Consider the following 25,556-nt stretch of genomic DNA (forward strand, 5'->3'; position numbering starts at 1 on the left):
AACAAGCGGCGCCGCGATACAGCCCCATGACGGCGCAACTCGAACGCACCCAGTTCCTCTACGGCGGCAACAGCTCCTTCGTGGAGGAGCTGTACGGCAAGTTCGTCGCCGATCCCAACAGCGTCGATGCTTCCTGGCGCGAGTTCTTCTCCGGCCTTGGCGAAGGTTTCGCCAAGCCGGCGGAGGCCCAGACCCGGCCGTCATGGCAGCCGGTGCCGCCGCTGGTGCAGCTCGACGACGAGGGTCTGCTGGGCAGCCAGGGCAAGGCCGCCAAGGCTGCCGAAAAGGCGCTGAAGGGTGGCGCCACCGCCGCCGATGCCCGCGCCGCCGCGCTGGATACCATCCGTGCCGCGATGCTGATCCGCAATTACCGTATCCGTGGCCACCTCATGGCCAACCTGGATCCGCTCGGCATCCAGGCGCCGGGCGCGCATCCCGAACTCGAGCCGTCGAGCTACGGTTTCTCGGATGCCGATCTCGACCGTCCGATCTTCATTGATCACATGCTGGGCCTGGAAACCGCGTCTTTGCGCGAAATCCTCGCCATCCTGCGCCGCACCTACTGCTCCACCATCGGCGTGGAGTTCATGCATATCTATCACCAGGAACAGAAGGCCTGGATCCAGGCCCGCATCGAGGGCCGCGACAAGGAAGTGCACTTCACGCCCGAGGGCAAGAAGGCGATCCTCAACAAGCTGGTGGAAGCCGAAATCTTCGAGCGCTTCTGCCACATGAAGTTCACCGGCACCAAGCGCTTCGGCCTTGAGGGCGGCGAGGCGCTGATCCCGGCGCTGGAAGCCATCATCAAGCGCGGCGGCCAGATGGGCCTGAAGGATATCGAGCTGGGCATGCCGCATCGCGGCCGCCTCAACCTACTCGGCAACGTGATGGCCAAGCCCTACCGCGCCATCTTCTCCGAATTCAAGGGCATGGCCTATCACCCCGAGGATTTCCAGGGCTCGGGCGATGTGAAGTACCATCTCGGCGTTTCGTCCGACCGCGAATTCGACGGCAACAAGGTGCATCTCTCGCTGGCGGCCAACCCGTCGCATCTCGAGATCATCAACCCGGTCTGCCTCGGCAAGTCGCGCGCCAAGCAGACCCAGATGGGCGATACCGAGCGCGGTCAGGTGATGTCGGTGCTGCTGCATGGCGATGCTGCCTTTGCCGGCCAGGGCGTGGTGGCGGAATGCTTCGCGCTCAGCGAACTGCGCGGCTACCGCACCGGCGGCACCATCCACATCATCGTCAACAACCAGATCGGCTTCACCACCAACCCGAGCTATTCGCGCTCCTCGCCCTATCCCTCCGATGGCGCCAAGGTGGTGCAGGCCCCGATCTTCCATGTGAATGGCGATGATCCGGAAGCCGTGACGCATGTGGCGAAGATTGCCACCGAATTCCGCCAGACTTTCAAGAAGGATGTGGTGATCGACCTGTTCTGTTATCGCCGCCATGGCCATAACGAGACCGACGATCCTTCCTTCACCCAGCCGATCATGTATCGCACCATCGCGTCGCATCCGACAACGCGGCAGCTCTATTCGAAGCGGCTGATCGACGAAGGCACGATTTCGGAAGCTGATGCCGAGGCGATGGTGACCAACTTCCAGAATCGCCTGGAAGACGAGCTGGAGGCCTCGAAGTCGTTCAAGCCGAACAAGGCCGACTGGCTGGAAGGCAAGTGGGCCGGCCTCGAAGTCGCCTCGGGCGACGAGCGGCGCGGTTCGACCGCCGTGGAGCTGGATGTGCTGCGCAAGGTCGGCACCGCCATCACCACCGTGCCGGAAGGCTTCAACATCCATAAGACGCTGACCCGCCAGCTCGCCACCAAGAAGGCGATGATCGAGAGTGGCGAAGGCATCGACTGGGCGACGGCGGAAGCGCTGGCTTTCGGCTCGCTGCAGCTTGAAGGCCATGGCGTGCGCCTCTCGGGCCAGGATTGCGGCCGCGGCACTTTCAGCCAGCGCCACTCCGTGTGGCACGACCAGCAGACCGAAGAGCGCTATGTGCCGCTGAACAATATCGGCGATGGCGCTGCCAATTATGAAGTGATCGACAGCCTGCTCTCGGAAGTGGCGGTGCTGGGCTACGATTACGGCTACAGCCTGGCCGACCCGAACACCCTGACCATCTGGGAAGGCCAGTTCGGCGACTTCGCCAATGGCGCCCAGGTCGTGGTCGACCAGTTCATCTCGTCGGGCGAAGCCAAGTGGATGCGCATGTCGGGCCTCGTCATGATGCTGCCGCATGGCTACGAGGGCCAGGGACCGGAGCATAGCTCGGCCCGCCTCGAGCGCTATCTGCAGCTCTGCGCCGAAGACAACATGCAGGTGGCGAACTGCACCACGCCGGCCAACTACTTCCATATCCTGCGCCGCCAGTTGAAGCGCAATTTCCGCAAGCCGCTGGTGCTGATGACGCCGAAGTCGCTGCTGCGCCATAAGCTGGCGGTGTCGAAGCTCAGCGAGATGGGGCCGGGCTCGTCCTTCCACCGCGTGCTGTGGGACGACAAGCAGCCGGCGGCGGATGACAAGATCAAGCGCGTCATCCTCTGCACCGGCAAGGTCTATTACGATCTCTTCGAGGAGCGCGAGAAGCGCGAACTCAAGGATACCGTGATTCTGCGCATCGAGCAGCTCTATCCCTTCCCGCACAAGGCACTGGCGACTGAACTCGGTCGCTACAAGAATGCCAAGATCGTGGTCTGGGCCCAGGAAGAGCCGAAGAACATGGGTGCCTGGAGTTTCGTCGAGCCGTATCTCGAGAAGGTGCAGGTCGAAGTTGGTCTCAAGCCCAAGCGTCCGGTCTATGCCGGCCGCGTGGAGGCTGCTTCGCCGGCCACCGGTCTGATGAGCAAGCATAACCAGCAACAGGCGAAGCTGGTGGACGACGCGCTGACCGCGTGATTGTCCGTCCAATCGTCCGCGTAGCATGAAGGAATTAAGCAATGGCTGTTGAAATCCGTGTGCCGCAACTGGCGGAATCGATCTCGGAGGCCACCGTCGGCAAGTGGTCGGTGAAGGCCGGCGACAGCGTCGCCCGCGACCAGCTTCTGGTCGAACTCGAAACCGACAAGGTGACGGTTGAAGTCAATGCCACGGAAGCGGGCAGCGTGGGTGAAATCCTGGCCGCCGAAGGCGCCACGGTGAAGGTGGGCGACCTGCTCGCCACCATCACGGCGGGTGCCGGCGGTGCCAAGCCGGCGCCGAAGCCCGCTGCCGCTCCGGCTCCCGCGCCAGCCCCGGCCCCGGCACCTGTCGCCGCCCCGGCCGCCGCTCCGGTCGCAGCTAAGGCCGCCGGCCAGCCGCTGCCGGCCGCCGCCAAGGCTGCCGCCGAAGCCAATCTCGACGTCTCGGGCGTTTCCGGTTCGGGCAAGGATGGCCGCGTCACCAAGGGCGATGTGGCTGCCCTGCTGGCCGCCGGTGCTGCCGCGCCGGCTGCGAAGCCGGCGGCGCCCGCCGGCCCGCGCAGCAATGCCGAGCGCGAAGAGCGCAAGCCGATGTCGAAGCTGCGTCAGGTGATCGCGCGCCGCCTCAAGGAAGCGCAGAACACCGCCGCCATGCTCACCACCTTCAACGAGGTGGACATGTCGGCGCTGATGGCCGCGCGCAAGACCTATGTCGATGGCTTCGAGAAGAAGCATGGCGTGCGCCTTGGCTTCATGTCCTTCTTTGTGAAGGCCTGCGTGCAGGCGCTGAAGGAATTCCCGGCGGTGAATGCCGAGATCGAGGGCACCGATGTGGTGTTCAAGAATTACTACAATATCGGCTGCGCCGTCTCGACGCCCACCGGCCTCGTGGTGCCGGTGATCCGCGATGCCGACCAGATGTCGTTTGCCGGCATCGAGAAGGCCATTGGTGATTTCGGCAAGCGCGCCCGTGATGGCAAGCTGGGCCTGGATGAATTGCAGGGCGGCACCTTCTCGATCTCGAATGGTGGCGTGTTCGGCTCGCTGATGAGCACACCGATCCTCAACCCGCCGCAATCCGCCATCCTCGGCATGCACAAGATCCAGGACCGCCCGATGGCCGTGAACGGCCAGGTGGTGATCCGCCCGATGATGTACCTGGCGCTCTCCTACGACCACCGCATCATCGATGGCCGCGAGGCGGTAAGCTTCCTGGTGCGCGTGAAGGAAAGCATCGAAGATCCGCAGCGCCTGCTGTTCGAGGTGTAAGCCATGGCTGAGCAAGCGTTCGACGTCGTCGTCATCGGCGCCGGTCCCGGCGGCTACACCGCCGCGATCCGCGCAGCCCAACTTGGCTTCACCGTGGCCTGCATCGAAAAGGATGCAGGCTTGGGCGGCACCTGCACCAATGTCGGCTGCATCCCGTCCAAGGCCCTGCTGCATTCCTCGGAACTCTATCACGAGGCCACCCATGGCTTCGCGCAGCACGGTATCAAGGTCGGCAAGATCGAGATCGACCTGCCGGCGATGATGGCGCAGAAGCAGAGCGTGGTGACTTCTTCGAACAAGGGCATCGAGTTCCTGTTCAAGAAGAACAAGGTTACGCGCTTTCTGGGCGAAGCTAGCCTGCTGGGTGGTGGCAAGGTGCAGGTCGGCGAGGATACGCTCACCGCGAAGCATATCATCCTGGCGCCGGGTTCCGAGGTGACGCCGCTGCCGGGCATCGATATCGACGAGGAGAAAGTGGTTTCCTCGACCGGCGCGCTGAAGCTTGCTGCCGTGCCGAAGACCATGGTCGTCATCGGCGGCGGCGTGATCGGCCTTGAGCTTGGCTCGGTGTGGAGCCGGCTTGGCGCCGAGGTCACGGTGGTGGAATTCCTCGACCGCATCCTGCCGACCAATGACGGCGAAGTTTCCAAGCAGATGCAGCGCGTGCTGACCAAGCAGGGCATGAAGTTCAAGCTCGGCACCAAGGTCACGTCGGCCAAGGCGTCGAAGAAGGGCGTCACGCTTACCGTCGCGCCGGCTGCCGGCGGCGACGCGGAAGAACTCAACGCCGATGTGGTGCTGGTCAGCATCGGCCGCCGTCCCTATACCAAGGGCCTCGGCCTGGGCAAGGCCGGCGTCGAACTGGACGAGCGCGGCCGCATCAAGGTGGACGATCACTTCGCCACCACGGCGCCAGGCATCTATGCCATCGGCGACTGCATCCGGGGCGCCATGCTGGCACACAAGGCCGAGGAAGAAGGCGTGGTGCTGACGGAAATGCTGGCCGGCCAGAAGCCGCATATCAACTACGATGCCATTCCGGGCGTGGTCTACACCTGGCCGGAAGTGGCGAGCGTGGGCAAGACCGAGGAAGAACTGAAAGCCGCCGGCGTGCAGTACAAGACCGGCAAGTTCCCGTTCACCGCCAATGCGCGTGCCCGCGCCATGACGATGACGGATGGCTTCGTGAAGATCCTCGAGGATGCGGCGACGCAGAAGATCGTCGGCTGCCACATCATCGGCGCCGATGCCGGCCATATCATCCAGGAAATCGTGCAGGCGATCGAATTCGGCGCCTCGGCCGAGGATGTGTTCCGCACTGTGCATGCGCATCCGGCGCTCACCGAAGCAGTGAAGGAAGCCGCCCTCGCCGTGGAAGGCCGCCCGATCAATATTTGAGCTTTAGCATCTGACAGTGAAAAAGCCCGGCTTCTGTGCCGGGCTTTTTTATTGCCACCAGCCCGGTTCTTTCGGTGTCCACCATTGTGCGGCGGCTGTGATCCGGGCGGGGTAGTCCGGCCAGTCGGGCAGGATCAGCGGCAGGCGGATATCCTCGGCAACAATGGTGCGCAGCAGTGGCCAGTCGAGCGCCGGTCTGTCATGGCCGGCGCGGCGGCAGGCATAGCGCCAGATGTCGATTTCCTGGCCCCAGCAATAGATCTCCGTGGCGGCGACATTGGCCTGCATGCGGCGCGCCTCATCAATCCGCTGCGGCGCCGAGTAGCGCAGCCAGATATCGGCCTGCAGGCTGTCCACCGGTGCATCGGGCCGCCAGGTCAGGGCATCAGCCTGCACCAGGGTAAGCTTGGCGCGCGCCGGCTCCGGCAGCAATTCCAGCACGCCGGCGGCTCGTACTGCGGCGATCACGTCGCCATCACGCTCCACCACGGTAACGCGGCTGACTTCCGACCGCAAAGCCGCATTGGCCGCCAGCCAGCCCATGCCGAGGCCGAATACCACGGTATGGCCTCGGGCGGCACGCAGGCCGATTTCCTGGCTTTCGATTTCGGTAGGCGTCAGCGACATCCAGCTTTCGCGTCCGCCATCAGGGCCGTCGCGGGTCAGCACCACGCTGCCGCCGAGCGGCTTCACGTCGCCCCAATAGCCACGGCAGGCCACCATCCGGATCACATGCAGCCGCCAGGGGCCGGAGCGCAGCGAACGGTAGAGCGGCATGTACAGGTCGCTGTAGAGGCCGCCAAAGAATGGCGTCGGATCAATCAGGTCGTCGGACATGCAGGCTCCCGCAAGGCGGTAGCAGCATACACCGACAGCGCCAGACCCGGTAAAGCCCGGAGAAAGTGTGAAGCCTTACAGCAGGCCGGCGATAACGCGATCCGGCGGGGCGTGGCCGTCGGCGAAGGTCTTGATGTTGATGATCACCTTCTCGCCCATGTCGACGCGGCCTTCCAGCGTGGCCGAGCCCATATGCGGCAGCAGCACCACGTTCTTCAGCTCCAGCAGCTTCGGGTTCACCGCCGGCTCATGCTCGAACACGTCGAGGCCGGCGCCGGCGATCTCGCCCTTGCGCAGCTTGCGGATCAGCGCGTTCTCGTCGATCACCTCGCCGCGCGCGGTGTTGACCACATAGGCCTGCGGCTGCAGCAGGTCGAGGCGGCGGGCGGAAAGCAGGTGGAAGGTGGCCGGCGTATGCGGGCAGTTCACCGAGATGATGTCCATGCGCGCCAGCATCTGGTCCAGGCTTTCCCAGTAGGTCGCCTCCAGTTCCTGCTCGATGCTCTCATGCACGCGCTTGCGGTTATGGTAGTGGATCGACAGGCCGAACGCCTTGGCGCGGCGGGCCAGCGCCTGGCCGATGCGGCCCATGCCGATGATGCCGAGCCGCTTGCCCCAGATGCGCTGACCGAGCATCCAGGTCGGCGACCAGCCCTGCCATTCGCCGGTGCGCAGCACGGCGGCACCTTCGATCAGGCGGCGCGGGCCGGCCAGGATCAGCGCCATGGTCATGTCGGCGGTATCTTCGGTCAGCACGCCGGGCGTGTTGGTCACAGTGACGCCGCGCTGGCGGGCGCCGGCGAGGTCGATATGGTCGACGCCGGTACCGAAATTGGCCACCAGGCGGAAATTCGGGCCGGCATGGGCCAGCACGGCGCCGTCGATCCGGTCGGTCAGCGTCGGCACCAGCACGTCGGCGGTCTTCACCGCCTCAATCAGTTCGGCCTGGGTCAGCGGTTTGTCCGAGACATTAAGGCGGGTCTCGAACAGCTCCATCATCCGGGTTTCGATCTGGTCCGGCAGCTTCCGGGTGACAACCACCAGCGGGCGCTTTTTGGGCGTGGGCATAAGGGCGTTTCCGGTGCGAAATGATGAAGACTATCGGGCCTTGATTAGCAGATCGCCCCGACCGAGACAAACCCTCGGTGGGGGCGATTTTCCTGGCCTTTGGGCGGCTGCCGCCGCGGCAAGCCGCAGCCCGTATGTCTGCCTATGATTCGGGCGGCGCTTTAGGCACCCAACAGGTTGCCGGGTGCCATGGCCCGCCGCAATCAGCGGGCGTAAAGCGGCAGATACTGACGAATGTTACGCTCAAGCTCGCGGTCGACGTCGGTGCTCACGTCCTTGATCAGGTTATAGATCAGCAGGTCGCGGTCGTTCAGCGTCGCCTTCTCGTCGAGCGTGCCGGAACGCTTGGCCGAAGCCTGGGCCTCGCCGAGCTTGAAGCCACGGGCGTCGCGCACCTCCACCACCATGGCCAGGCTGGCCTCGAAGCGGCTGACTTGGTCATTGGTGAACTGGCCGCGCAGGCCGGGAGTCTTGGCGATATCCTGCTCGATCACGCTGGCATCCTTGATCACCACGCGAACACTGTTGTTCTGCGAGTTGTCGAGGCGGATGCGGTCGCGCGCCCAGCGCTCGGCCACCCGGGCCGGCGGCTGCGGCAGCAGGTGCTCGATATAGGGCGGGGCGAAGCTGGAGCGGAACTCGTTCACGGTCTCGGCCGAACCGGCGGCGAAGGTGAGCGGGCCAGACTGGGCGAAGCCGATCTCCGGCAGGTTCAGGCGCGGCGGCGGCGGCGTGGTGCAAGCGGCAAGCGAGAGGGCCAGCAACGGCAGGCCGGCAAGGACGGCGCGCCGAGCGAACTTCACTGGGGATTGCATGGGAGATTCTCCTCTTTAACCAGTAATTCCGGCTCTCAGTAAAAGCCGTCAAATAAGGCCGATTTAGGGCGTATTTTGGACGATTTCGGCCGCGAATTGATAGGTCTTGGAGCAAAATTGGCACGTTGCGGCGACCTGGCCGGCTTCCGTGATGTCGGCCAGTTCCTCGGGCGAGAAGGAGCGCAGGATGCCAAGCAGCCGGTCGCCATTGCAGGTGCAGCGTGCCTCCAGCGGTGCCGGCTCGTACACCCGCACCCCGTCCTCGTGATACAGCCGGTAAAGCAGCCGTTCCGCCGGCAGGTCGGGATCGCAAAGCTCCTGCACCTTCACGGTATGGGTCAGGGCCTTCACCCGTTCCCAGGCGTCGTGGCGTTCCTCGGGGCTGAGGCCATCGGCCTTCTGGGGTAATTGCTGGGCCATCAGGCCGCCGCCGCGCCAGCGCCAGACGCCATCGGCGCAGAGCACGCGGGCGGCGCCCAGCATGAGGCAGGCATTGAGCTGTTCCGACTGGGCGAAATAGGCGCGTGCCGCCTCGGCCAGCGTGGCGCCGGAAAGGTCGACGATACCCTGGTAGCGTTCCATGTCCTCGCCGGCCGGGTCGATGGTGAAGGCGAGATAGCCCTTGCCCAGCAGCAGCGGCACCGGCGCATTGCCGCGCGTCTCGCTATTGGGGCCCAGCGCAAGCGCGGCCAGGGCTTCGGCGTCGAAACTGGCATAGCCGCGCAGGCCGCCTGCCGTTTCGCCGTCAGCCTGATTGATGCGGTAATCGGCAACCAGCAGCGAGACCGGGCCATCGCCCTTGGCCTGCAGGCTGAAGATGCCATCGAATTTCAGCGCGGTCGCCATGGTGGCGGCCAGAGTCACGGCTTCGGCGACCAGCAGGGCCACCGGTTCCGGATAGGCATGGCGCTCCAGGGCATCGTCGAGCGCATGGCCCACCCGTACCAGGCGGCCGCGCACATCGCAGGCCTCGACCTGGAACGGCAAGGACAAATCGTCGGGCGGCAAGGTCACGGATCAGCCGTTGAAGCACCAGGCCAGGATGGCCTTTTGCGCATGCAGCCGGTTCTCGGCTTCGTCGAACACCACCGATTGCGGGCCGTCGATCACCTCAGGCGTCACTTCCTCGCCGCGATGCGCCGGCAGGCAATGCATGAAGATCGCCTTGGGCGCCGCCTTGGCCATCAGCGCGCCATCGACGCGGTAGGGCTCCAGCATGGCATGGCGGCGATTGGTCTCTTCATCCTGGCCCATCGACACCCAGGTATCGGCGACGACACAGGCGGCATCGGCGACAGCCGCCGCCGGATCATTGCTCAAATGCACCGAGCCGCCTTCGGCCCCGGCATGGGCCTGGGCCCAGTGCATCAGGCCATCGGTCGGGCGCAGGCCGGGCGGACAGGCGATATCAAGGCGGAAGCCGAATTTCACGGCGGCATGGATCCACGAGGCGGCAACGTTGTTGCCATCGCCGACCCAGGCGATCTTGTGGCCCTTCACCGGCCCGAGCTTTTCCTCGAAGGTCAGCAGGTCGGCCATGATCTGGCAGGGGTGGCTGTCGTCGGTCAGGCCGTTGATCACCGGGATGCTGGCATTGCGCGCCAGTTCCAGCAGGTTCTCATGCTTGCTGGTGCGCAGCATCACCGCGTCCACCATGCGCGAGAATATCCGTGCCGTGTCGGCGATGGTCTCGCCCCGGCCCAATTGCAGGTCGTCGGCGCGCAGCACCATGCTGGAGCCGCCAAGCTGGCGGATCGCGGCGTCGAATGACAGCCGCGTGCGCGTCGATGGCTTCTCGAAGATCATCGCCAGCACGCGGTCGCGGCCCGGCATATCCTGCTCGACCTTGCCGGTCGGCCAGCCGGCGCGGCCCGCCTTCATGCGCGCGGCATGGTCCAGGATTGCCCGCAGCGTCGCTGCGGGCAGATCCTTCAGGTCCAGGAAATGCCGCAGACTCATGCTGCCCCTTTGGCAGCCTGGGCCTGGCGAGCTTCCAGGTTGGTGCAGGCGATTTCCAGCTTGCGCACCGCTTCGCCGATTTCGGCATCGCTGACGGTCAGCGGCGGCAGCAGACGCACGGTGTTGTCGGCCGCCGAAACGGTGACCATCTCCTGCGCCACCAGCTCGTTGAGCAGGTCGCTGTTCGGCACTTTGGTCTTGACCGCCAGCAGCAGGCCCTGGCCACGCACTTCCTCGATGATCGAGGGATGGCGATCAGCGATCATGGCGAGCTGCTGGCGCAGCCGCAGGCCGCGCTGCTGCACCTGCTCCAGGAAGCCCGGCGCCAGCATCACGTCCAGCACGGCATTGCCCGCCGTCATCGCCAGCAGGTTGCCGCCAAAGGTGGTGCCATGGGTGCCGGGCGTGATGCCTGAGCCGGCGCGCTTGCTTACCAGGATGCCGGCGACGGGGAAGCCGCCGCCCAGGCCCTTGGCCATCGCCATGATGTCCGGCGTCACGCCGCTCCATTCATGGGCGAACAGCTTGCCGGTGCGGCCCATGCCGGTCTGCACCTCGTCGAAGATCAGCAGCAGGTCATGCTCATCGCAGATCTGGCGCAGCGCGCGCAGCGTCTCGGCGGGCACCTCGCGGATGCCGCCTTCGCCCTGGATCGGCTCCACCATCACGGCAGCGGTTTCCGGTCCGATGGCAGCCTTCAGCGCCTTCAGGTCGTTCAGCGGCACATGGTCGAAGCCGTCGGCCTTGTGGCCGAAGCCGTCGAGATACTTCTTGTTGTTGCCGGCGGCGAGCATCGCGATGGTGCGGCCATGGAAGGCGCCGTCAAACGTGATGACGCGCCAGCGCTCGGGCTGGCCCTTGGCGGCAAAATACTTGCGCGCAATCTTCACCGCGCCTTCGCAGGCCTCGGCGCCGGAATTGCAGAAGAAGGCCTGGTCGGCGAAAGTCGCCGCCACCAGACGCCGGCCCAGTTCTTCCTGGGCCGGAATCTGGAACAGGTTGGAGGTATGCCACAGCTTGCCGACCTGCTCCTGCAGCTTGGCCACCAGATGCGGATGGCTGTGGCCCAGGTTGGTGACGGCGATGCCAGAGGCGAAGTCGAGGTAACGTCGACCGTCGGCGGTGTAGAGGTAAGAACCCTCGCCCCGCTCGAACGCGAGGTTCTGCCTCGCGTAGGTCGACATCAATGCTTCGCTCACGACACTCTCCTGTTTCTGTGGCTGGGATCCCCCAGCAATTGGTTGGATCGCCGGGCATGCCATTCGCCCAAAACGACTTCGCCAGCCCCGGCTTTGGCGCTGCCGGGCTGGCGATACCCGTAGTTTTACGGGGCGGGGGTAATTGTGTCAATTCGGGGATTGAACCCGGACAATAGGGAATTCAGGGCCTTAGGCGGTAGCCTCGGCGAAACAGCAGCAGGCAGAAGCCCCAGAGCGCGGCTGCTACCACGGCCAGGGCGGTGGCGCCGAGCGCGATATCGCCATCGGTGTGGCCGGTCATGCCATAGCGGAAGCCGTCGATCATGAAAAAGAACGGGTTGGCATGGGCGGCGGCATACCAGAAGGCCGGCAGTTGCTGCACCGAATAGAAGGTGCCCGACAGGAAGGCCAGCGGCGTCACCACGAAATTGGTCACGGCGGCGAGGTGGTCGAATTTCTGGCTCCACAAACCGGCCAGGATGCCGGTCAGGCTCATGATCAGCGAGCCGGTGACGACGTAATAGATCACCGCCCACCAGGCCTGCACCGGCGTCGCGAGGAAAGGCTGCATGGCGATGAAGACGGCCGTGGCCACCACTGCGCCGCGGGTCACGCCGGCAAGCACATAGGCGGTGAGCAATTCGCCGGCCGACAGCGGCGGCATCAGCACGTCCACGATATTGCCCTGGATTTTCGAGATCATCAGCGATGACGAGGTGTTGGCGAAGGCATTCTGGGTGGTGGCCATCATGATCAGGCCGGGCGCCAGGAAGTCGATGAAGGGCAGGGCGCCGATATGACGTACGGCGCCACCCAGCGCCAGCGCGAACACGGCGAAGAACAGCAAGGTGGTCACCACCGGCGCCAGCACGGTCTGCGTGATCACTTTCAGGAAGCGCTGCACTTCCTTGAGATAGAGCGTCCACAGGCCGGTCCAGTTGACGGCGCCATAGGTGCGCGGACCGTTGATCGGGGCGGCGGCGGGCAGGTCGCTGGAAGGGGTCATGAAACTGGCCGGAGGGTACGGGGGGACGCTTGTCGGGCGCCTCTCATAGCGCGTATTTTGCGCCGATGCAAAACGCCGCCGCCCCCGCTGATGCAGCGCCTGCCTGGCTGCCGGGCCTGCTGGCCGGCGAACGTGCCGCGCTGGCCCGCGCGATTACCGCCGTCGAGAATGAAACGCCTGAGGCCCGCCCAGTGCTGCGTGCCATCCGCGACCGGCTGGGCCGTGCCCTGGTGGTGGGTTTCACCGGCGCGCCGGGTGCCGGCAAGAGCACGCTGGTCAACGCCTATGTGGCGGAACTGCGCCAGCGCGGCCTCACCGTCGGCGTGGTGGCGGTGGATCCCTCCAGCCCGCTCACTGGCGGCGCCATCCTGGGCGACCGCATCCGCATGAGCCAGCATGCCGCCGATCCTGGCGTGTTCATCCGCAGCCTCGCCAGCCGGGGCCATCTCGGCGGCCTGTCGCGCACGGCGGCACGGGTGATCGACGTGTTCGATGCCTCGGGCCGCGACGTGGTGGTGGTGGAAACCGTCGGCACCGGCCAGTCGGAAGTGGAAATCGCCGAGATCGCCGATGTGCGCGTGGTGGTCAACGCGCCGGGCCTCGGCGACGACATCCAGGCGATCAAGGCCGGCATCCTGGAAATCGCCGATGTGCTGGTGGTGAACAAATCCGACCTGCCTTTCGCCGAACGCTCGGCGCGGCAGCTTGCTGCAATGGCCGCTCAGCGTGATGGCCGCCCGGTGCCGGTGCTGCGCACCTCGGCGACGCGCAATGAAGGCGTGCCGGAATTGGCCGATGCCATCGCCGGCCTCGGGCGGCGCAAAAAACCCGATCCGAAGGCGCGGCTGCGCCGCCTGCTCACCGGCCTGGCGCAGGACTGGTTCCGCCGCCGCCTCGACACCCTGCCGCCGGCCAGGCTCGATGCCCTGGCGCTCGACCTGCTCGATGGCAGCGCCGATACCGATACCGTTCTCAAATCCCTCCTCCAACATCTGTCACGGGAGTCCGAGTAGTCTCATGTCCGTCACCGCCCCGATCCGCTCGAATATCCAGGCCATCAATGGTTCGCGTATCCGCATCGTCAACCGCGCCGCTGCCAACATGCCGGACGTGCTGCCGCTGTGGTTCGGCGAGGGCGACGATCCGACGCCGGCTTTCATCGCCGATGCCGCCGCCGAAGCGGCCAAGAGCGGCAAGACCTTCTACACCGCCAACCGTGGCATCCCGGAATTGCGCAGCGCCATCCAGCGATACCTCAAGCGCATCTACGACCAGGATGTGGCCATCGAGCGCATCACCGTCACGGCATCCGGCATGAACGCGCTGATGCTGATCACGCAATGCCTGGTCGGCCCCGGCGACAATGGCGTGGTGATCGGCCCGGTCTGGCCCAACGGCCAGCAGGCGATGCGGGTGATGGGCGCCGAGCCGCGCCGCGTCGACCTGGAGCCGCGTGAAGACGGCGGCTGGCGCCTCGATCTCGACAAGCTGTTCGATGCCTGCGACGAGAATACCCGCCTGATCTCGATCAATTCACCCGGCAATCCGACCGGCTGGATGGCGACGGAAGAGGAATTGCGCGCCATTCTGGATTTCTGCCGCGCCCGTGGCATCTGGGTGCTGTCCGACGAAGTCTATTCCCGCATTGTCTACGACCGCCCCTATGCGCCGAGCTTCCTCACCATCTCCGAGCCCGATGATCCGGTGATTATCGTCAACTCGTTTTCCAAGAGCTGGTCGATGACCGGCTGGCGGCTCGGCTGGATCATTGCGCCGCCACGGTTGCAGGCGGAAATCGAGAAGATGACCGAGTTCAATATCTCGCACGCCACCACCTTCGTGCAGTATGGCGGCGTGGCGGCGATGGATCACGGCGACGCCTACACCAACAGTCTGGTGCAGCGCTATGGCCAGGCCCGCGACATGGTATTTCAGCGCCTTGCCGCCTTGCCGCGCGTGCGCCTCGCCCGCCCGGAAGGCGCTTTCTATGCCTTCTTCGCGCTGGATGGCATGAGCGACAGCCTGGCCTTCTGCCTCAAGCTGCTGGAGACCGCCAAGGTCGGCCTGGCGCCGGGCATTGCCTTCGGCGATACCGGCGAAGGCCGCATCAGGCTCTGCTTCGCAGCCTCGCTGCCGAAGCTGTCTGAGGCGCTCGACCGCCTGGAGCCGCAGTTGCGCTAGTCCGATATAATCGCAATTGGTCACGTCATCGCCGGGCTTGACCCGGCGATCTCGCGGGAACGAGATGCCCGGATCAAGTCCGGGCATGACGATTAAAAAGGATAGTGGAGGAAAACATGCAGCAGCCGTATTTCAGCGACGAGCTGGAGCAGATGCGGGCGCAGATGGCGCGTTTCATCGCCCAGGAAGTAATGCCACAGGGCGAGGCCTGGGAGGAAAGCGGCGAGGTGCCACGCGAGATCCTGCGCCGCATGGGCGCGCTGGGTTTCCTTGGGCTGCGGCATGAGGAACGGTTTGGCGGCTTAGGGCTGGGCCCGCTGGCGTCCACGGTGCTGGCGGAGGAATGTGGCAAGTCCGGCTTTGGCGGCTTTTCCGCGACTGTACTGGTGCATACCGACATGGCCTCGCCGCATCTGCGCCATGCCGGCTCGGAAGCACAATTGGCCGAGCATATGCCGGCCATCGTGCGCGGCGAACGCATCACGGCGATTGCCGTCACCGAACCCGATGCCGGTTCGGACGTGGCCGGTATGAAAAGCCGGGCAAAGCGCGATGGCGGCGACTGGGTGCTGAGCGGCTCCAAGATGTTCATCACCAATGGCGCGCTGGCCGATATCTATTTCGTCGCTGCCCGCACCGACCCGGACGCCAAGGGCTCGCGCGGCATCTCGATTTTCATTCTGCGCAAAGGGGCGCCGGGTTTCAGCGTCAGCCGCCGGCTGCGCAAGCATGGCTGGCTCTGCTCGGATACTGCCGAACTGAGCTTCGATGGCGTGCGGATTCCGGCTGCCGACATGCTGGGTGAGGAGAACAAGGGCTTCTACGCCATCATGAAGAATTTCCAGAATGAGCGCCTGGTGCTGGGCGCCATGGCGGTGGGCGAATGCCGCCGCGCGCTGGAGATCACCAAGCGCTATGTGGCAGACCGCAAGGCCTTCGGCGCCACCCTGCTCGACAAGCAGGCGATCCGCCAGCGCCTGGCGATGCGCGAGGCGGAGACCGCCGCCGCCGCGCAACTGGTCTATCATGCCGCCTGGCTGATGGAGCAAGGCGTTGATGCCGTAAGGGAAGTATCCATGGTCAAGGCGCTCTGCGGCGAGCTGGTCAACCGCGTGACCTATGATTGCCTGCAATTCCATGGCGGTGCCGGCTACCTGCGCGACTCAGCCATCGAGCGTATGGCCCGCGATGCCCGCATCCATCCCATCGGCGGCGGCGCCACCGAGGTGATGCTGGAAGAGGTGGCGAAACGCTGGGCGGTATGACCGCCTTTGGGCGCTGAGCGGTCTGATCTGCGCCAGAAAATAGTCCGCTTACATTACAATTGCGTCCTGTCCGACTTAAGGGTAACTTTGTCGGACAAACTCTGGAGGGAACCCCGAAAATGACCGAAGCCGTCATCGTCTCGACCGCGCGTACCGGCCTTGCCAAGTCCTGGAAGGGCGGATTCAACATGACCCATGGCGCCACCCTGGGCGGCGCTGCCCTGTCCGCCGCCGTCGAGCGCGCCAAGGTCGATCCGGCCGAGATCGAGGACGTGATCATGGGCTGCGCCAATCCGGAAGGCGCCACCGGCAGCAACATCGCCCGCCAGATTGCCATTCGTGCCGGCCTGCCGGTCAGCACCTCGGGCGTCACCGTCAACCGTTTCTGCTCCTCGGGTCTCCAGACCATCGCCATGGCAGCGCAGCGTGTGATCGTCGATGGCGTGCCGGTGATGGCCGCCGGCGGCGTCGAGTCGATCTCGCTGGTGCAGAACGAGATGAACAAGAGCAACCTGGTCGATCCGTGGATTAAGGAGCACAAGCCGGAAATCTACTGGCCGATGCTGCAGACTGCCGAGACCGTGGCGAAGCGCTACAATATCAGCCGCGAGGACCAGGACCGCTATGGCGCCCGCAGCCAGCAGCGCGCTGCCGCTGCCCGCGCCGCCGGCAAGTTCGATGCCGAGATCATTCCGGTGAAGACCACCATGGCGATTGCCGATAAGGAAACCGGCCAGATCACCACGCGCGAAGTCACCGTGAACAGCGATGAAGGCATTCGTGCCGACACCACGTTCGAAGGCGTGTCGCAGATCAAGCCGGCGATTCCGGGCGGCGTGATTGCGGCGGGCAATGCCAGCCAGTTCTCAGACGGCGCCTCGGCCTGCATCGTGATGAATGCCAAGCTGGCTGAGAAGCGCGGCCTGCAGCCGCTTGGCTATTTCCGTGGTTTCGCGGTGGCCGGTTGCGAGCCGGATGAAATGGGCATCGGCCCGGTGTTTGCCGTGCCGCGCCTGCTGGAACGGGCCGGCCTCAAGGTATCCGATATCGGCCTGTGGGAGCTGAACGAAGCCTTTGCCTGCCAGGTGATCTACAGCCGCGACAAGCTCGGCATCCCGGATGAATTGCTCAACGTCAATGGCGGCGCCATTGCCGTCGGCCATCCCTATGGCACGTCCGGCGCGCGCCTCACCGGCCATGCCCTGATCGAGGGCAAGCGCCGTGGTGCCAAGTATGTGGTGGTGACCATGTGCATCGGCGGTGGCATGGGTGCCGCCGGCCTGTTCGAGGTCGCCTGAGCGGAAGACGCTGGTTTCGCTGCTAGGGAAGGGGCCGGTTCGCCGGCCCTTTTCTTTTTAGCTGCGCAGCACGTCGTTGATCGCCTGGGCAACGCGGGTCGGCGTGGCGTCGATGCCTTTCAGGATATTCACCAGGTTGGCGCGCGGCACGCCCACCTGCAGCGCAAAGTCATCCAGCGTGATGCCCTTAACGCGGCACCATTGAATCACTTGGTCGTGGGAATCCTTGGGGAAGTAGAGGCGGTTGTCCTGGCGGATCGGTGCAATAAGCATTGTTTTCTCGTTTGACACCGCCGCAGCCAGTGACTGGCGCGGCGATGAAGCTGCTGATCGTCGCGACACACAAACGCTAAAAAAAGACAGGGCGGATACATCGCCATAACAGGGAGGATCCGCCCTTGGCCGGTGTTAACCAAGCCTGGGGTAACGATGTGGTTATTAAGAAAGCCGGAGAGATTCGTCAACGGAATTTCTACGGGTACGGATCAACTGGGGCCGGCTGCCTAAGCGGGTGAAAAGTAACGCATTCTGTCCGAGTTGGCGGGCCAGGATGGTGCCGATCCGGCGCGGCATGCCGAGGATGGCGACCCCGGCTTCGGTCCAGGCCGGATCAGTGGCGCGGTATTCCGCCGGCAGCCAGCGGTAGCCCCCCTTGTCCAGCCAGGCTTTCAACGCAGCATCGGCGGCATGGTTTTCTGTGGCCGCGTGGCGGCGGCTGGCCGGATTCCAGGCGGTGAGCAGCACCGCCTGGTTCACCCGCTCGGCCCGCAGCCAGGCGTCAGTGGCGGGATCGTAGCGGTCCGGATGCAGTACCAGCTCGGCCGCGCCATTATCGGAGTTGCTTGGCCGCACCACCGCATAGGCGGTGGTGCGGTAGGCGCGGGCCAAGCTGGGGCGCATCAGCGCAGTTCGGCCTGTAGCAGCGCCTGGCGCAGTTCGCCGGTGCCGTTATTGGCCACGGCGTTGTTGTAGAGGATATCGCGCGGATGTGCCGAGCGGCCATAATAGGCTTCGTTGCGGCTATGGCGTGCGGTGATCACCGCACCTTCCACCGAAAAGCCGACCGCCAAGCCCTTGGTGCGGGCATAGGAAAGGATGTCGGCGCCCAGGTTGGTGGTGGTGGAGGCTTCGATGCCAACGCCGACCGGGCCGGCAGCAACGCTGGCATCGGCGCCGAGCTTGAATTCGTTGCGCAGGATCGCATCGACCGCACGGGCCGACATCAGCAGCAGCATCACTTCCGACACCTCGCCGCCGATCTGCAGGCCGATCGAGCCGGCGCCCATGGTGTAGATCGAGGGCTGGCTCCACTGGCCACTGTTGCGGGCCAGCAGCACGCCGGAACCGCCTTCGCCGCCGATGATGAAGCTGCCCTTGATGAGCTGCGGCACCACGAAGACACCGCGCGCATTCGCGAGATGGTGTCGCATATCGGTGAAATTGGTGTCACGGGTGAAGTTGTCGACGGCAATTCGGGCCTGATCAATCAAGGCTTGGTCGCCAGCCTGGGCCATGGCGGTACGGCTAATGGGGAGCAGGCCGGCGGCGCCGGCCAGGGCCAAGTTTTGCAGCAGGGTGCGGCGGGCAATCATGGGTCCATCCTCGCGTTGGTAAATCTCGGGGGTTGGCAAACATAATCATACAATATATGGAGCCAGCCAGGGACTGCCTGTGCGTTGTGGCAACCCCTGGGGCGGCCTTAGACTAGGCCGGCAAATGGGGCCGAATTTGGATCAGGAGGCGGCATGACTAAGGCAGCCAATACGACGGAAACGGCGGAAAACCAGCCGGAAATCCCCGCCGACATCCAGGCCATGAGCTTCGAGGCGGCCTTGAAGGCGCTGGACGAGATTGTCTCGCGGCTGGAGAGCGGCCGGGTGGAACTCGAGGAATCCATCGCGCTCTATGGCCGTGGTGCGTTGCTGCGCCGCCACTGCGAAACCAAGCTGCGGGCGGCGGAAGAGAAGATCGAGAAGATCGTGGTGGCGGGCGACGGTTCCGTCTCCGCCCAGCCGTTCCGGGGCGACTGAGCCACCCTGCCATGAGCGACACAGCTTTTCAGGCGGCGATGCAGGACGTGGCGGCCGCCATTGAGGCGTTGCTGCCGGAATTGCTGCCGAAACCCGAAGGCCATACCAAGGCCTTGGACGGCGCCATGCTCTATGCCTGCCTGGGCGGCGGTAAGCGCCTGCGGCCGCTGCTGACGGTCGCCGGTGCCGACCTGTTCGGCGTGCAGCGCGGCCACAGCCTGCGCGCCGCTGCGGCCATCGAGATGCTGCATTGCTATTCGCTGGCCCATGACGACCTGCCCTGCATGGACGATGACGACCTGCGACGCGGCCGGCCGACCCTGCATAAGGCCTATGACGAGGCCACCGCCGTGCTGGCCGGCGACGGGTTGCAGGCCCAGGCCTTTGCCGTGCTGGCCGATCCGGCGACACATCCGGATGCCGGCGTGCGGCTGGAACTGGTGGCGGCGCTGGCCCAGGCGGCGGGGCCGCGCGGCATGGTCGGCGGCCAGGCCATCGACCTGCATGCCGAAGCCCTGGCAGAGCAGGGCAAGCCCATGACCATGGCAGAGATCAGCCGGTTGCAGGCGCTGAAAACCGGCGCCCTGATTGGTTTCGCCGCCGAGGCCGGCGGCATCCTGGGCCGGGCGGATCCGGCGGCGCGACAGGCGTTGCGGGCTTATGCCGGAGCCATCGGCCTGGCCTTCCAGATCGCCGACGATATCCTGGACCGGGAGGGCGATGCCGCCACGCTCGGCAAGCGGGTGGGCAAGGACGAGGCTGCCGGCAAGGCCACCTTTGTTGGCCTGCTGGGCCTGGAGGGGGCCAAGGCGCGGGCCGCGGAACTGGTGCGCGAGGCCCAGGGGTATCTTGGCCAACTGCCGGGCGATACAGGGGTTTTGCATGGATTGGCGGCGTTTGTTATAACCCGCCGCTCGTGACAGAATACGCCCCATGATCAGCAACCGGACTCCCCTGCTGGATAGCGTGCGTTCGCCCGCCGATATCCGCGCTTTCGATACCGACCAGCTCAAGCAGCTGGCCGACGAACTGCGCCGTGAGACCATCGACGCGGTGTCGGTGACCGGTGGCCATCTCGGTGCCGGCCTGGGTGTCGTCGAGCTGACGGTGGCTATCCATCATGTTTTCGCCACGCCGCATGACAAGCTGATCTGGGATGTCGGCCATCAGGCCTATCCGCACAAGATCCTCACCGGCCGCCGCGACCGCATCCGTACGCTGCGCCAGGGTGGCGGGCTTTCCGGTTTCACGCGCCGCAGTGAAAGCGAATACGATCCGTTCGGCGCCGCGCATTCCTCCACATCGATTTCCGCCGGCCTCGGCATGGCGGTGGCGGCGCAGTTGAGCGGTCAGCCGCATGAGACCATCTGTGTCATCGGTGATGGCGCGATGTCGGCCGGCATGGCCTATGAGGCGATGAACAATGCCGGCTCGATGGATAGCCGCCTGCTGGTGGTGCTGAACGACAACGACATGTCGATTGCGCCGCCGGTCGGTGCCATGAGCGCCTATCTCTCGCGCCTGCTGTCCTCGCGCCAATACATGTCGCTGCGCCAACTCGCCAAGCAGCTTGGCCGCAAGGTGCTGCCCAAGGGCCTGGCCGATGCCGCCGAGAAGGCGGAGGAATATGCCCGCGGCATGGTGACGGGCGGTACGTTGTTCGAGGAACTGGGCTTCTACTATGTCGGCCCGGTGGATGGCCACAATCTTGAGCATCTGGTGCCGGTGCTGAAGAATATCCGCGACAACAAGCAGACCGGTCCGGTGCTGCTGCATGTCGTGACTCAGAAAGGCAAGGGCTATGCCCCGGCGGAAGCCGCCGACGACAAGTATCATGGCGTTGCCAAGTTCGATGTGGTGACTGGTGCCCAGGCGAAGCCGAAGGCTGGACCGCCGAGCTATACCAAGGTTTTTGCCGAAAGCCTGATCCGCGAGGCGGAAGGCGATAGCCGCATCGTCGCCGTCACCGCCGCGATGCCTTCGGGTACCGGACTCGATCTTTTCGCCAAGCGGTTTCCGCAGCGCTGCTTCGATGTTGGTATCGCCGAGCAGCATGCGGTGACGTTTGCCGCCGGCCTGGCCTGTGAAGGCTACAAGCCTTTCACCGCGATCTATTCCACCTTCCTGCAGCGCGCTTATGACCAGGTGGTGCATGATGTGGCGATCCAGAAGCTGCCGGTGCGCTTCGCCATCGACCGTGCCGGCCTGGTCGGCGCCGACGGCGCGACCCATGCCGGCAGTTTCGATGTTGCCTATCTCACCTGCCTGCCGGATATGGTGGTGATGGCGGCGGCCGACGAGGCCGAGCTGATGCATATGGTGGCGACTGCCGCCGCACTCGATGACCGCCCCTCGGCTTTCCGCTATCCGCGTGGCGAGGGCACCGGCGTGGCTTTGCCGGCGCGCGGTCAGATTCTGCCACTTGGAAAGGGCCGCGTGCTGCGCGAGGGCAATGCGGTGGCGATCCTCAGCCTCGGCACCCGGCTCGGCGAATGCCTCAAGGCCGCCGATGAGCTGGCTTCGCGCGGGCTTTCCACTACCGTGGCCGATGCGCGTTTCGCCAAGCCGCTGGACACCGATCTGGTGCGGCAACTGGCGCGGCATCATGAAGTGGTGCTCACGGTTGAAGAGGGCAGCATCGGCGGCTTCGGTAGCCAGGTGCTGCATTTCCTCAGCCATGACGGGCTGCTGGATCATGGCCTGAAGATCCGCCCGCTGGTGCTGCCGGATCGCTTCATCGATCACGACACGCCGCAGCGGCAATATGACGAAGCGGGCCTCAATGCCCCGCAGATTGCCGCCGCCGCGCTCATCGCGCTGGGCCGCTCGGCCGATATCCCGGCCCGCGCTTAAAGGTCTTAGCCATGTTGCTCCCCGAAGTCAGGGCCACCGTGGCCCTGGCGCTGCCAATCGTCGGCACCCAGCTGGCCCAGATGGCTATTCACACCACGGATATCATGCTGCTGGCGCGCTATTCCGAATCCGCGCTGGCGGCAGCCGCCGTCGGCATGTCGCTCTATTACATCCTCTGGGTGATGGGTATGGGCCTGGGCATGGCGACGCCGGCCATAGCGGCGCAGGCTTTGGGCCACGATGCCGCTGACCGCGAGGGCGTGCGCCATGCGGTGCATGACGGCCTGATCCTGGTCGGCATCTTCTGCCTGTTCTCGATGGTCTTGCTGTGGTTCACCGAGCCGCTGCTGTTGCTCACCGGTCAGGCGCCTGACCTTGCGGCAGAAGCCGCGCCCTTCGTGCGCGCGCTGAGCCTCAGCTTCCTGCCGTCGCTGTGGTTCATGGTGCTGCGGCATTTCACGGCGGCACTGGAGCGGCCGCGGCCGGCCATGCTGCTCACCATCGCGGCGGTGGCGCTGAACGCCGCCGTGAATTACGCCCTGGTCTTCGGTCGTTTCGGCATGCCGGAACTGGGCGCGGTCGGCGCCGGTCTGGGCTCGACGCTGGTCAATCTCGCAACCCTGGTCGCTCTTGGCGTCATCCTGGCGCGCGATCCTGGTTTCGCGGCCTATAGCTTGAGCCGAGGCTGGTGGCGCAGTTCCTGGCCACGGCTGCGCGCTTACTTGCGCATCGGCGTGCCGATTGCGCTGACGCTCGGCGCCGAGGTAGGGCTGTTCTCGGCCGCCGCCATGCTGATGGGCCGGCTGGGGGCGGCGGAAGTGGCGGCACACCAGATCGCGCTGCAATGGGCCGCCATTGCCTTCATGGTGCCGATGGGCATTTCCCAGGCCGCCACCGTGCGCGTCGGGTTGCATGTCGGCGCCGGCGATTTGCTTGGCGCACGCCGCGCCGGTCGCGTCGCTTTCGTGCTCGCCATCGGCTTCATGGCCTGCACCGGCCTTAGCTACTGGTTTGCCGCACCGGCACTGATTGCCGTGTTCCTGCCGGATCGCGCCAGCAACGTGCATCTGCTGGCGGTCCTTTATCTATCCTGGGCGGCCCTGTTCTCCACCATGGATGGGGCGCAGGCAGTGGCCAATGGCGCGCTGCGTGGTCTGAAGGACACTGCCATGCCAATGCTGCTGGCCAGTATCGGCTATTGGCTGATCGGCTTGCCGGTGGCGATCGCCTTCGGCTTTTTCACCGAGATGCGCGGCAGCGGCATCTGGCTCGGCCTTACCGCCAGCTTGATCAGTGTCGCGGTGATGCTGAGCTGGCGCTTCGAGGCACGCATTGCTAGGCTGCTGACGCGATGAGCAAGGCGCCGAAAATCCGCCTGGATCAGGCCTTGGTGGAGCGCGGCCTGGCGGAAAGCCGGGCCAAGGCGCAGGCCGCGATTATGGCCGGGCTGGTATTTTCCGGTGAGCGCAAGCTGGACAAGCCGGGTCATGCGGTCGCCGCTGACCAGCCGCTGGAATTGCGCGGCAAGCCGCATCCCTGGGTCAGCCGCGGCGGCATCAAGCTGAAACACGCGCTGGAACATTTCGGGCTGGATGCAACGGGCCGCGTCTGCCTCGATATCGGCGCCTCCACGGGTGGTTTTACCGATGTATTGCTGCAGCATGGCGCCGCCAAGGTCTATGCCGTGGATGTCGGCGAGGGGCAACTGGATTGGCGGCTGCGCAACGATCCCCGCGTGGTGGTGCTGGAAAAGACCAATGCGCGCCATCTCACCGCCGAACAGGTGCCGGAAGCGGTGGATGCCGTGGTCTGCGACGCCAGTTTCATCGGGCTTGAAACCGTGCTGCCGGCGCCGCTTGCCCTGGCCAAGCCCGGCGCCTTCGCCGTGGCGCTGATCAAGCCGCAATTCGAAGTTGGCCGCGAGCGCGTCGGCAAGGGCGGCGTGGTGCGCGATGCGGCGTTGCATGACGAAGTCTGTGCCCGTATCCGCGCCTGGTTCGAGGGCTTGGCCGGCTGGCGCGTGCTGGGCCTGGAGCCGAGCCCGATCCTGGGGCCGGAAGGCAACCGCGAATTCCTGATCGCCGCCATGAGGGACTCAAATGCGTGATGTGACCGGCACGATCCAGCGTATCGGCGGCCAGGGCCATGGCGTGCTGGAAACCGCCGATGGTTTGCGTGCCTATGTGCCCTATACGCTGCCCGGCGAGCGTGTTGCCGCGCGGATTCGGCCTGCCAAGCACAAGACCGCCCATGGCGATGGCGAGATGGCGGAGCTGGTCGAGATCGAAACCACCTCGCCCGAGCGTGTCGAGCCGCCCTGCGGCCATTTCCATGCCTGTGGTGGCTGCAACATGCAGCACTGGCGGCAGGACTCTTATGCGGCCTGGAAACGCGGCCGGCTGGTCTCGGCGCTGACGCGGCGCGACTGGAGTCAGGCCGAAGCCGAGGCAATCGTACAGCCGCTGCTGCTGATCCCGCCGCAGACCCGCCGTCGCGCCGAATTCGCTGCCCGCCGGGTGGGGCGGAAATTGCTGCTGGGCTTCCACGAAGCCGAAAGCCGGCGCATTGTTGATCTCACGGAATGCAGCGTGCTGCGGCCCGAATTGCTCAAGCCGCTGCCGCGCCTGCGCGAAGGGCTGGCGACGCTGATCGAGGATGGCCGTGGCCTTGATATCAAGCTGACCCTGGCCGAGAACGGCATTGATGCCCTGCTCAGCGGACCGCTCAAGCTGGATGCCGGCGCGCGCCAGGACCTCGCCGGGCTTGCCGCCGAACTTGGCATCGTGCGGCTTTGCCATCGCGCCACGCCTGACCAGCAGCCGGAAATCCTCGCGCAGGAAGCGGCGCCGCGGATCAAGTTCGGCAGCGTTGCCGTTACCCCGCCGCCAGGCGGTTTCCTGCAGGCCACCGCCGAGGCCGAGGCCGCCATGGCGGCGGCGCTGATCGGCGCGCTGCCGGCGCCAAGCGGCCTCAAGCTGGCCGATCTGTTCGCCGGCTGCGGCGCCTTCGCCTTGCGGCTGGCGGCGGCGAAACATGACGTGCTGGCCTGCGATGCCGATGGCCCGGCGATCAACACACTCACCGCCGCCGCCAATGCGCAGCAGCTTGCGGGTCAGGTGCGTGCCGAGCGCCGCGACCTGGAGCGCCGGCCGCTGCTTGCGGCAGACCTGAAGAAGCTCGATGCCGTGCTGCTCGATCCGCCGCGCGCCGGCGCCCGCGCCCAGGCCGCCGCCCTGGCCGAAGCGGTAAAGGCCAAGGCCGCGCCGCCGCTGGTGCTGATGGCTGCCTGCGATCCCAACAGTTTCGCCCGCGATGCCCGGTTGCTGGTGGAGGCCGGCTACCGCCTCGAAACCGCTCAGCCGATCGACCAGTTCCTGTGGACCCCGCATCTGGAACTGGTGGCGGTTTTCCGCCGCGGCTAGCAAAGTCAGGGGTCTGGATAGGCCCAGGGCGTCTCGGGGGCAGGC

At 65.4% G+C, this 25,556-nt stretch carries 23 protein-coding genes; 13 read left to right on the top strand and 10 right to left on the bottom strand.

Going from position 1 to position 25,556, the window contains the following annotated elements; translation table 11 throughout:
• Positions 1-26: 26 nt before the first annotated feature.
• Genes V6B08_RS07255 through lpdA form a run of 3 tightly spaced genes read left to right on the top strand, consistent with a single transcriptional unit; the run spans position 27 to position 5,578 of the window.
• Positions 27-2,909 (top strand): 2-oxoglutarate dehydrogenase E1 component, encoded by a 2,883-nt coding sequence (locus V6B08_RS07255; protein WP_341979147.1) that lies wholly within the window; start codon positions 27-29, stop codon positions 2,907-2,909.
• Between the two features lie 41 nt (positions 2,910-2,950).
• On the top strand, positions 2,951-4,180 hold the full coding sequence (gene odhB, locus V6B08_RS07260) for a 2-oxoglutarate dehydrogenase complex dihydrolipoyllysine-residue succinyltransferase (protein ID WP_341979149.1): 1,230 nt from the start codon (positions 2,951-2,953) through the stop codon (positions 4,178-4,180).
• Positions 4,181-4,183: 3 nt separating this feature from the next.
• Positions 4,184-5,578 carry a dihydrolipoyl dehydrogenase gene (lpdA, locus tag V6B08_RS07265; RefSeq protein ID WP_341979151.1) on the top strand — a complete coding sequence of 465 codons (1,395 nt, stop codon included), beginning with the start codon at positions 4,184-4,186 and terminating at the stop codon, positions 5,576-5,578.
• A gap of 48 nt (positions 5,579-5,626) precedes the next feature.
• Here the strand turns inward: lpdA and V6B08_RS07270 are convergent, their stop codons facing one another.
• From V6B08_RS07270 to V6B08_RS07300, 7 genes are all read right to left on the bottom strand, one after another.
• A complete protein-coding gene (locus tag V6B08_RS07270; protein WP_341979153.1) occupies positions 5,627-6,415 on the bottom strand; it encodes a spermidine synthase family protein in 789 nt (262 codons plus the stop codon).
• A gap of 75 nt (positions 6,416-6,490) precedes the next feature.
• Positions 6,491-7,483, bottom strand: a complete 993-nt coding sequence (locus tag V6B08_RS07275) for a 2-hydroxyacid dehydrogenase (protein WP_341979155.1) — start codon at positions 7,481-7,483, stop codon at positions 6,491-6,493.
• Between the two features lie 203 nt (positions 7,484-7,686).
• Complete coding sequence (locus V6B08_RS07280) at positions 7,687-8,298, bottom strand: hypothetical protein (RefSeq protein WP_341979157.1); 612 nt, start codon at positions 8,296-8,298, stop codon at positions 7,687-7,689.
• Between the two features lie 63 nt (positions 8,299-8,361).
• Positions 8,362-9,312 (bottom strand): Hsp33 family molecular chaperone HslO, encoded by a 951-nt coding sequence (locus V6B08_RS07285; RefSeq protein ID WP_341979158.1) that lies wholly within the window; start codon positions 9,310-9,312, stop codon positions 8,362-8,364.
• Between the two features lie 3 nt (positions 9,313-9,315).
• Positions 9,316-10,257 carry an ornithine carbamoyltransferase gene (gene argF / locus V6B08_RS07290; RefSeq protein ID WP_341979159.1) on the bottom strand — a complete coding sequence of 314 codons (942 nt, stop codon included), beginning with the start codon at positions 10,255-10,257 and terminating at the stop codon, positions 9,316-9,318.
• The gene (locus V6B08_RS07295) at positions 10,254-11,456 is read right to left on the bottom strand and encodes an aspartate aminotransferase family protein (protein ID WP_341979160.1); all 1,203 of its coding nucleotides are present in this window, start codon (positions 11,454-11,456) and stop codon (positions 10,254-10,256) included. Before V6B08_RS07295 ends, argF begins: the two co-directional genes overlap by 4 nt.
• A gap of 181 nt (positions 11,457-11,637) precedes the next feature.
• Positions 11,638-12,462, bottom strand: coding sequence for an ABC transporter permease (locus tag V6B08_RS07300; protein ID WP_341979161.1), 825 nt, complete (start codon positions 12,460-12,462; stop codon positions 11,638-11,640).
• A gap of 65 nt (positions 12,463-12,527) precedes the next feature.
• On the opposite strand from V6B08_RS07300, the gene meaB reads away from it, so the two are divergent.
• From meaB to V6B08_RS07320, 4 genes are all read left to right on the top strand, one after another.
• Complete coding sequence (gene meaB / locus V6B08_RS07305; protein ID WP_341979162.1) at positions 12,528-13,475, top strand: methylmalonyl Co-A mutase-associated GTPase MeaB; 948 nt, start codon at positions 12,528-12,530, stop codon at positions 13,473-13,475.
• A 4-nt stretch (positions 13,476-13,479) separates the two neighbouring features.
• Complete coding sequence (locus tag V6B08_RS07310; protein ID WP_341979164.1) at positions 13,480-14,643, top strand: pyridoxal phosphate-dependent aminotransferase; 1,164 nt, start codon at positions 13,480-13,482, stop codon at positions 14,641-14,643.
• Between the two features lie 116 nt (positions 14,644-14,759).
• Positions 14,760-15,908 (top strand): acyl-CoA dehydrogenase family protein, encoded by a 1,149-nt coding sequence (locus tag V6B08_RS07315; protein ID WP_341979167.1) that lies wholly within the window; start codon positions 14,760-14,762, stop codon positions 15,906-15,908.
• A 119-nt stretch (positions 15,909-16,027) separates the two neighbouring features.
• Positions 16,028-17,206, top strand: coding sequence for an acetyl-CoA C-acyltransferase (locus tag V6B08_RS07320; protein ID WP_341979168.1), 1,179 nt, complete (start codon positions 16,028-16,030; stop codon positions 17,204-17,206).
• A gap of 57 nt (positions 17,207-17,263) precedes the next feature.
• On the opposite strand, the gene V6B08_RS07325 is transcribed toward V6B08_RS07320, so the two are convergent.
• From V6B08_RS07325 to V6B08_RS07335, 3 genes are all read right to left on the bottom strand, one after another.
• The gene (locus V6B08_RS07325; RefSeq protein ID WP_341979170.1) at positions 17,264-17,479 is read right to left on the bottom strand and encodes a hypothetical protein; all 216 of its coding nucleotides are present in this window, start codon (positions 17,477-17,479) and stop codon (positions 17,264-17,266) included.
• Between the two features lie 165 nt (positions 17,480-17,644).
• Positions 17,645-18,106, bottom strand: a complete 462-nt coding sequence (locus V6B08_RS07330; RefSeq protein WP_341979172.1) for a DUF3293 domain-containing protein — start codon at positions 18,104-18,106, stop codon at positions 17,645-17,647.
• Positions 18,106-18,798 carry a lipid-binding SYLF domain-containing protein gene (locus V6B08_RS07335; protein WP_341979174.1) on the bottom strand — a complete coding sequence of 231 codons (693 nt, stop codon included), beginning with the start codon at positions 18,796-18,798 and terminating at the stop codon, positions 18,106-18,108. The genes V6B08_RS07330 and V6B08_RS07335 overlap by 1 nt, the downstream gene beginning before the upstream one ends.
• A 153-nt stretch (positions 18,799-18,951) precedes the next feature.
• On the opposite strand from V6B08_RS07335, the gene V6B08_RS07340 reads away from it, so the two are divergent.
• From V6B08_RS07340 to V6B08_RS07365, 6 genes are read left to right on the top strand one after another with little or no spacing between them, the layout of a single operon-like run.
• Positions 18,952-19,236, top strand: a complete 285-nt coding sequence (locus V6B08_RS07340; RefSeq protein ID WP_341979176.1) for an exodeoxyribonuclease VII small subunit — start codon at positions 18,952-18,954, stop codon at positions 19,234-19,236.
• A gap of 11 nt (positions 19,237-19,247) precedes the next feature.
• Positions 19,248-20,156: a polyprenyl synthetase family protein gene (locus tag V6B08_RS07345; protein ID WP_341979178.1), complete on the top strand. Its 909-nt coding sequence runs from the start codon at positions 19,248-19,250 to the stop codon at positions 20,154-20,156.
• A 13-nt stretch (positions 20,157-20,169) separates the two neighbouring features.
• Entirely contained in the window at positions 20,170-22,089 is a 1,920-nt protein-coding gene (gene dxs, locus V6B08_RS07350) for a 1-deoxy-D-xylulose-5-phosphate synthase (protein ID WP_341979180.1), read from the top strand.
• Positions 22,090-22,100: 11 nt separating this feature from the next.
• A complete protein-coding gene (locus tag V6B08_RS07355) occupies positions 22,101-23,444 on the top strand; it encodes an MATE family efflux transporter (RefSeq protein ID WP_341979182.1) in 1,344 nt (447 codons plus the stop codon).
• Positions 23,441-24,196 (top strand): TlyA family RNA methyltransferase, encoded by a 756-nt coding sequence (locus V6B08_RS07360; protein ID WP_341979184.1) that lies wholly within the window; start codon positions 23,441-23,443, stop codon positions 24,194-24,196. Before V6B08_RS07355 ends, V6B08_RS07360 begins: the two co-directional genes overlap by 4 nt.
• Positions 24,189-25,511: a class I SAM-dependent RNA methyltransferase gene (locus tag V6B08_RS07365; protein ID WP_341979186.1), complete on the top strand. Its 1,323-nt coding sequence runs from the start codon at positions 24,189-24,191 to the stop codon at positions 25,509-25,511. The genes V6B08_RS07360 and V6B08_RS07365 overlap by 8 nt, the downstream gene beginning before the upstream one ends.
• Positions 25,512-25,556 lie beyond the last annotated feature (45 nt).

The sequence above is a fragment of the Ferrovibrio sp. MS7 genome, from assembly GCF_038404985.1.
In the GTDB taxonomy this organism is placed as follows: Bacteria; Pseudomonadota; Alphaproteobacteria; order Ferrovibrionales; family Ferrovibrionaceae; genus Ferrovibrio; species Ferrovibrio plantarum.

What these genes read in the sequence shown, in the direction of transcription:
- V6B08_RS07330 (WP_341979172.1), bottom strand. Translation starts at nt 18,106, where the DNA reads ATGCGCCCCAGCTTGGCCCGCGCCTACCGCACCACCGCCTATGCGGTG.
- odhB (WP_341979149.1), top strand. Translation starts at nt 2,951, where the DNA reads ATGGCTGTTGAAATCCGTGTGCCGCAACTGGCGGAATCGATCTCGGAG.
- V6B08_RS07355 (WP_341979182.1), top strand. Translation starts at nt 22,101, where the DNA reads ATGTTGCTCCCCGAAGTCAGGGCCACCGTGGCCCTGGCGCTGCCAATC.
- V6B08_RS07300 (WP_341979161.1), bottom strand. Translation starts at nt 12,462, where the DNA reads ATGACCCCTTCCAGCGACCTGCCCGCCGCCGCCCCGATCAACGGTCCG.
- V6B08_RS07360 (WP_341979184.1), top strand. Translation starts at nt 23,441, where the DNA reads ATGAGCAAGGCGCCGAAAATCCGCCTGGATCAGGCCTTGGTGGAGCGC.
- V6B08_RS07310 (WP_341979164.1), top strand. Translation starts at nt 13,480, where the DNA reads ATGTCCGTCACCGCCCCGATCCGCTCGAATATCCAGGCCATCAATGGT.
- V6B08_RS07340 (WP_341979176.1), top strand. Translation starts at nt 18,952, where the DNA reads ATGACTAAGGCAGCCAATACGACGGAAACGGCGGAAAACCAGCCGGAA.
- argF (WP_341979159.1), bottom strand. Translation starts at nt 10,257, where the DNA reads ATGAGTCTGCGGCATTTCCTGGACCTGAAGGATCTGCCCGCAGCGACG.
- V6B08_RS07270 (WP_341979153.1), bottom strand. Translation starts at nt 6,415, where the DNA reads ATGTCCGACGACCTGATTGATCCGACGCCATTCTTTGGCGGCCTCTAC.
- dxs (WP_341979180.1), top strand. Translation starts at nt 20,170, where the DNA reads ATGATCAGCAACCGGACTCCCCTGCTGGATAGCGTGCGTTCGCCCGCC.
- V6B08_RS07315 (WP_341979167.1), top strand. Translation starts at nt 14,760, where the DNA reads ATGCAGCAGCCGTATTTCAGCGACGAGCTGGAGCAGATGCGGGCGCAG.
- V6B08_RS07255 (WP_341979147.1), top strand. Translation starts at nt 27, where the DNA reads ATGACGGCGCAACTCGAACGCACCCAGTTCCTCTACGGCGGCAACAGC.
- lpdA (WP_341979151.1), top strand. Translation starts at nt 4,184, where the DNA reads ATGGCTGAGCAAGCGTTCGACGTCGTCGTCATCGGCGCCGGTCCCGGC.
- V6B08_RS07280 (WP_341979157.1), bottom strand. Translation starts at nt 8,298, where the DNA reads ATGCAATCCCCAGTGAAGTTCGCTCGGCGCGCCGTCCTTGCCGGCCTG.
- meaB (WP_341979162.1), top strand. Translation starts at nt 12,528, where the DNA reads ATGCAAAACGCCGCCGCCCCCGCTGATGCAGCGCCTGCCTGGCTGCCG.
- V6B08_RS07335 (WP_341979174.1), bottom strand. Translation starts at nt 18,798, where the DNA reads ATGATTGCCCGCCGCACCCTGCTGCAAAACTTGGCCCTGGCCGGCGCC.
- V6B08_RS07320 (WP_341979168.1), top strand. Translation starts at nt 16,028, where the DNA reads ATGACCGAAGCCGTCATCGTCTCGACCGCGCGTACCGGCCTTGCCAAG.
- V6B08_RS07275 (WP_341979155.1), bottom strand. Translation starts at nt 7,483, where the DNA reads ATGCCCACGCCCAAAAAGCGCCCGCTGGTGGTTGTCACCCGGAAGCTG.
- V6B08_RS07325 (WP_341979170.1), bottom strand. Translation starts at nt 17,479, where the DNA reads ATGCTTATTGCACCGATCCGCCAGGACAACCGCCTCTACTTCCCCAAG.
- V6B08_RS07365 (WP_341979186.1), top strand. Translation starts at nt 24,189, where the DNA reads ATGCGTGATGTGACCGGCACGATCCAGCGTATCGGCGGCCAGGGCCAT.
- V6B08_RS07345 (WP_341979178.1), top strand. Translation starts at nt 19,248, where the DNA reads ATGAGCGACACAGCTTTTCAGGCGGCGATGCAGGACGTGGCGGCCGCC.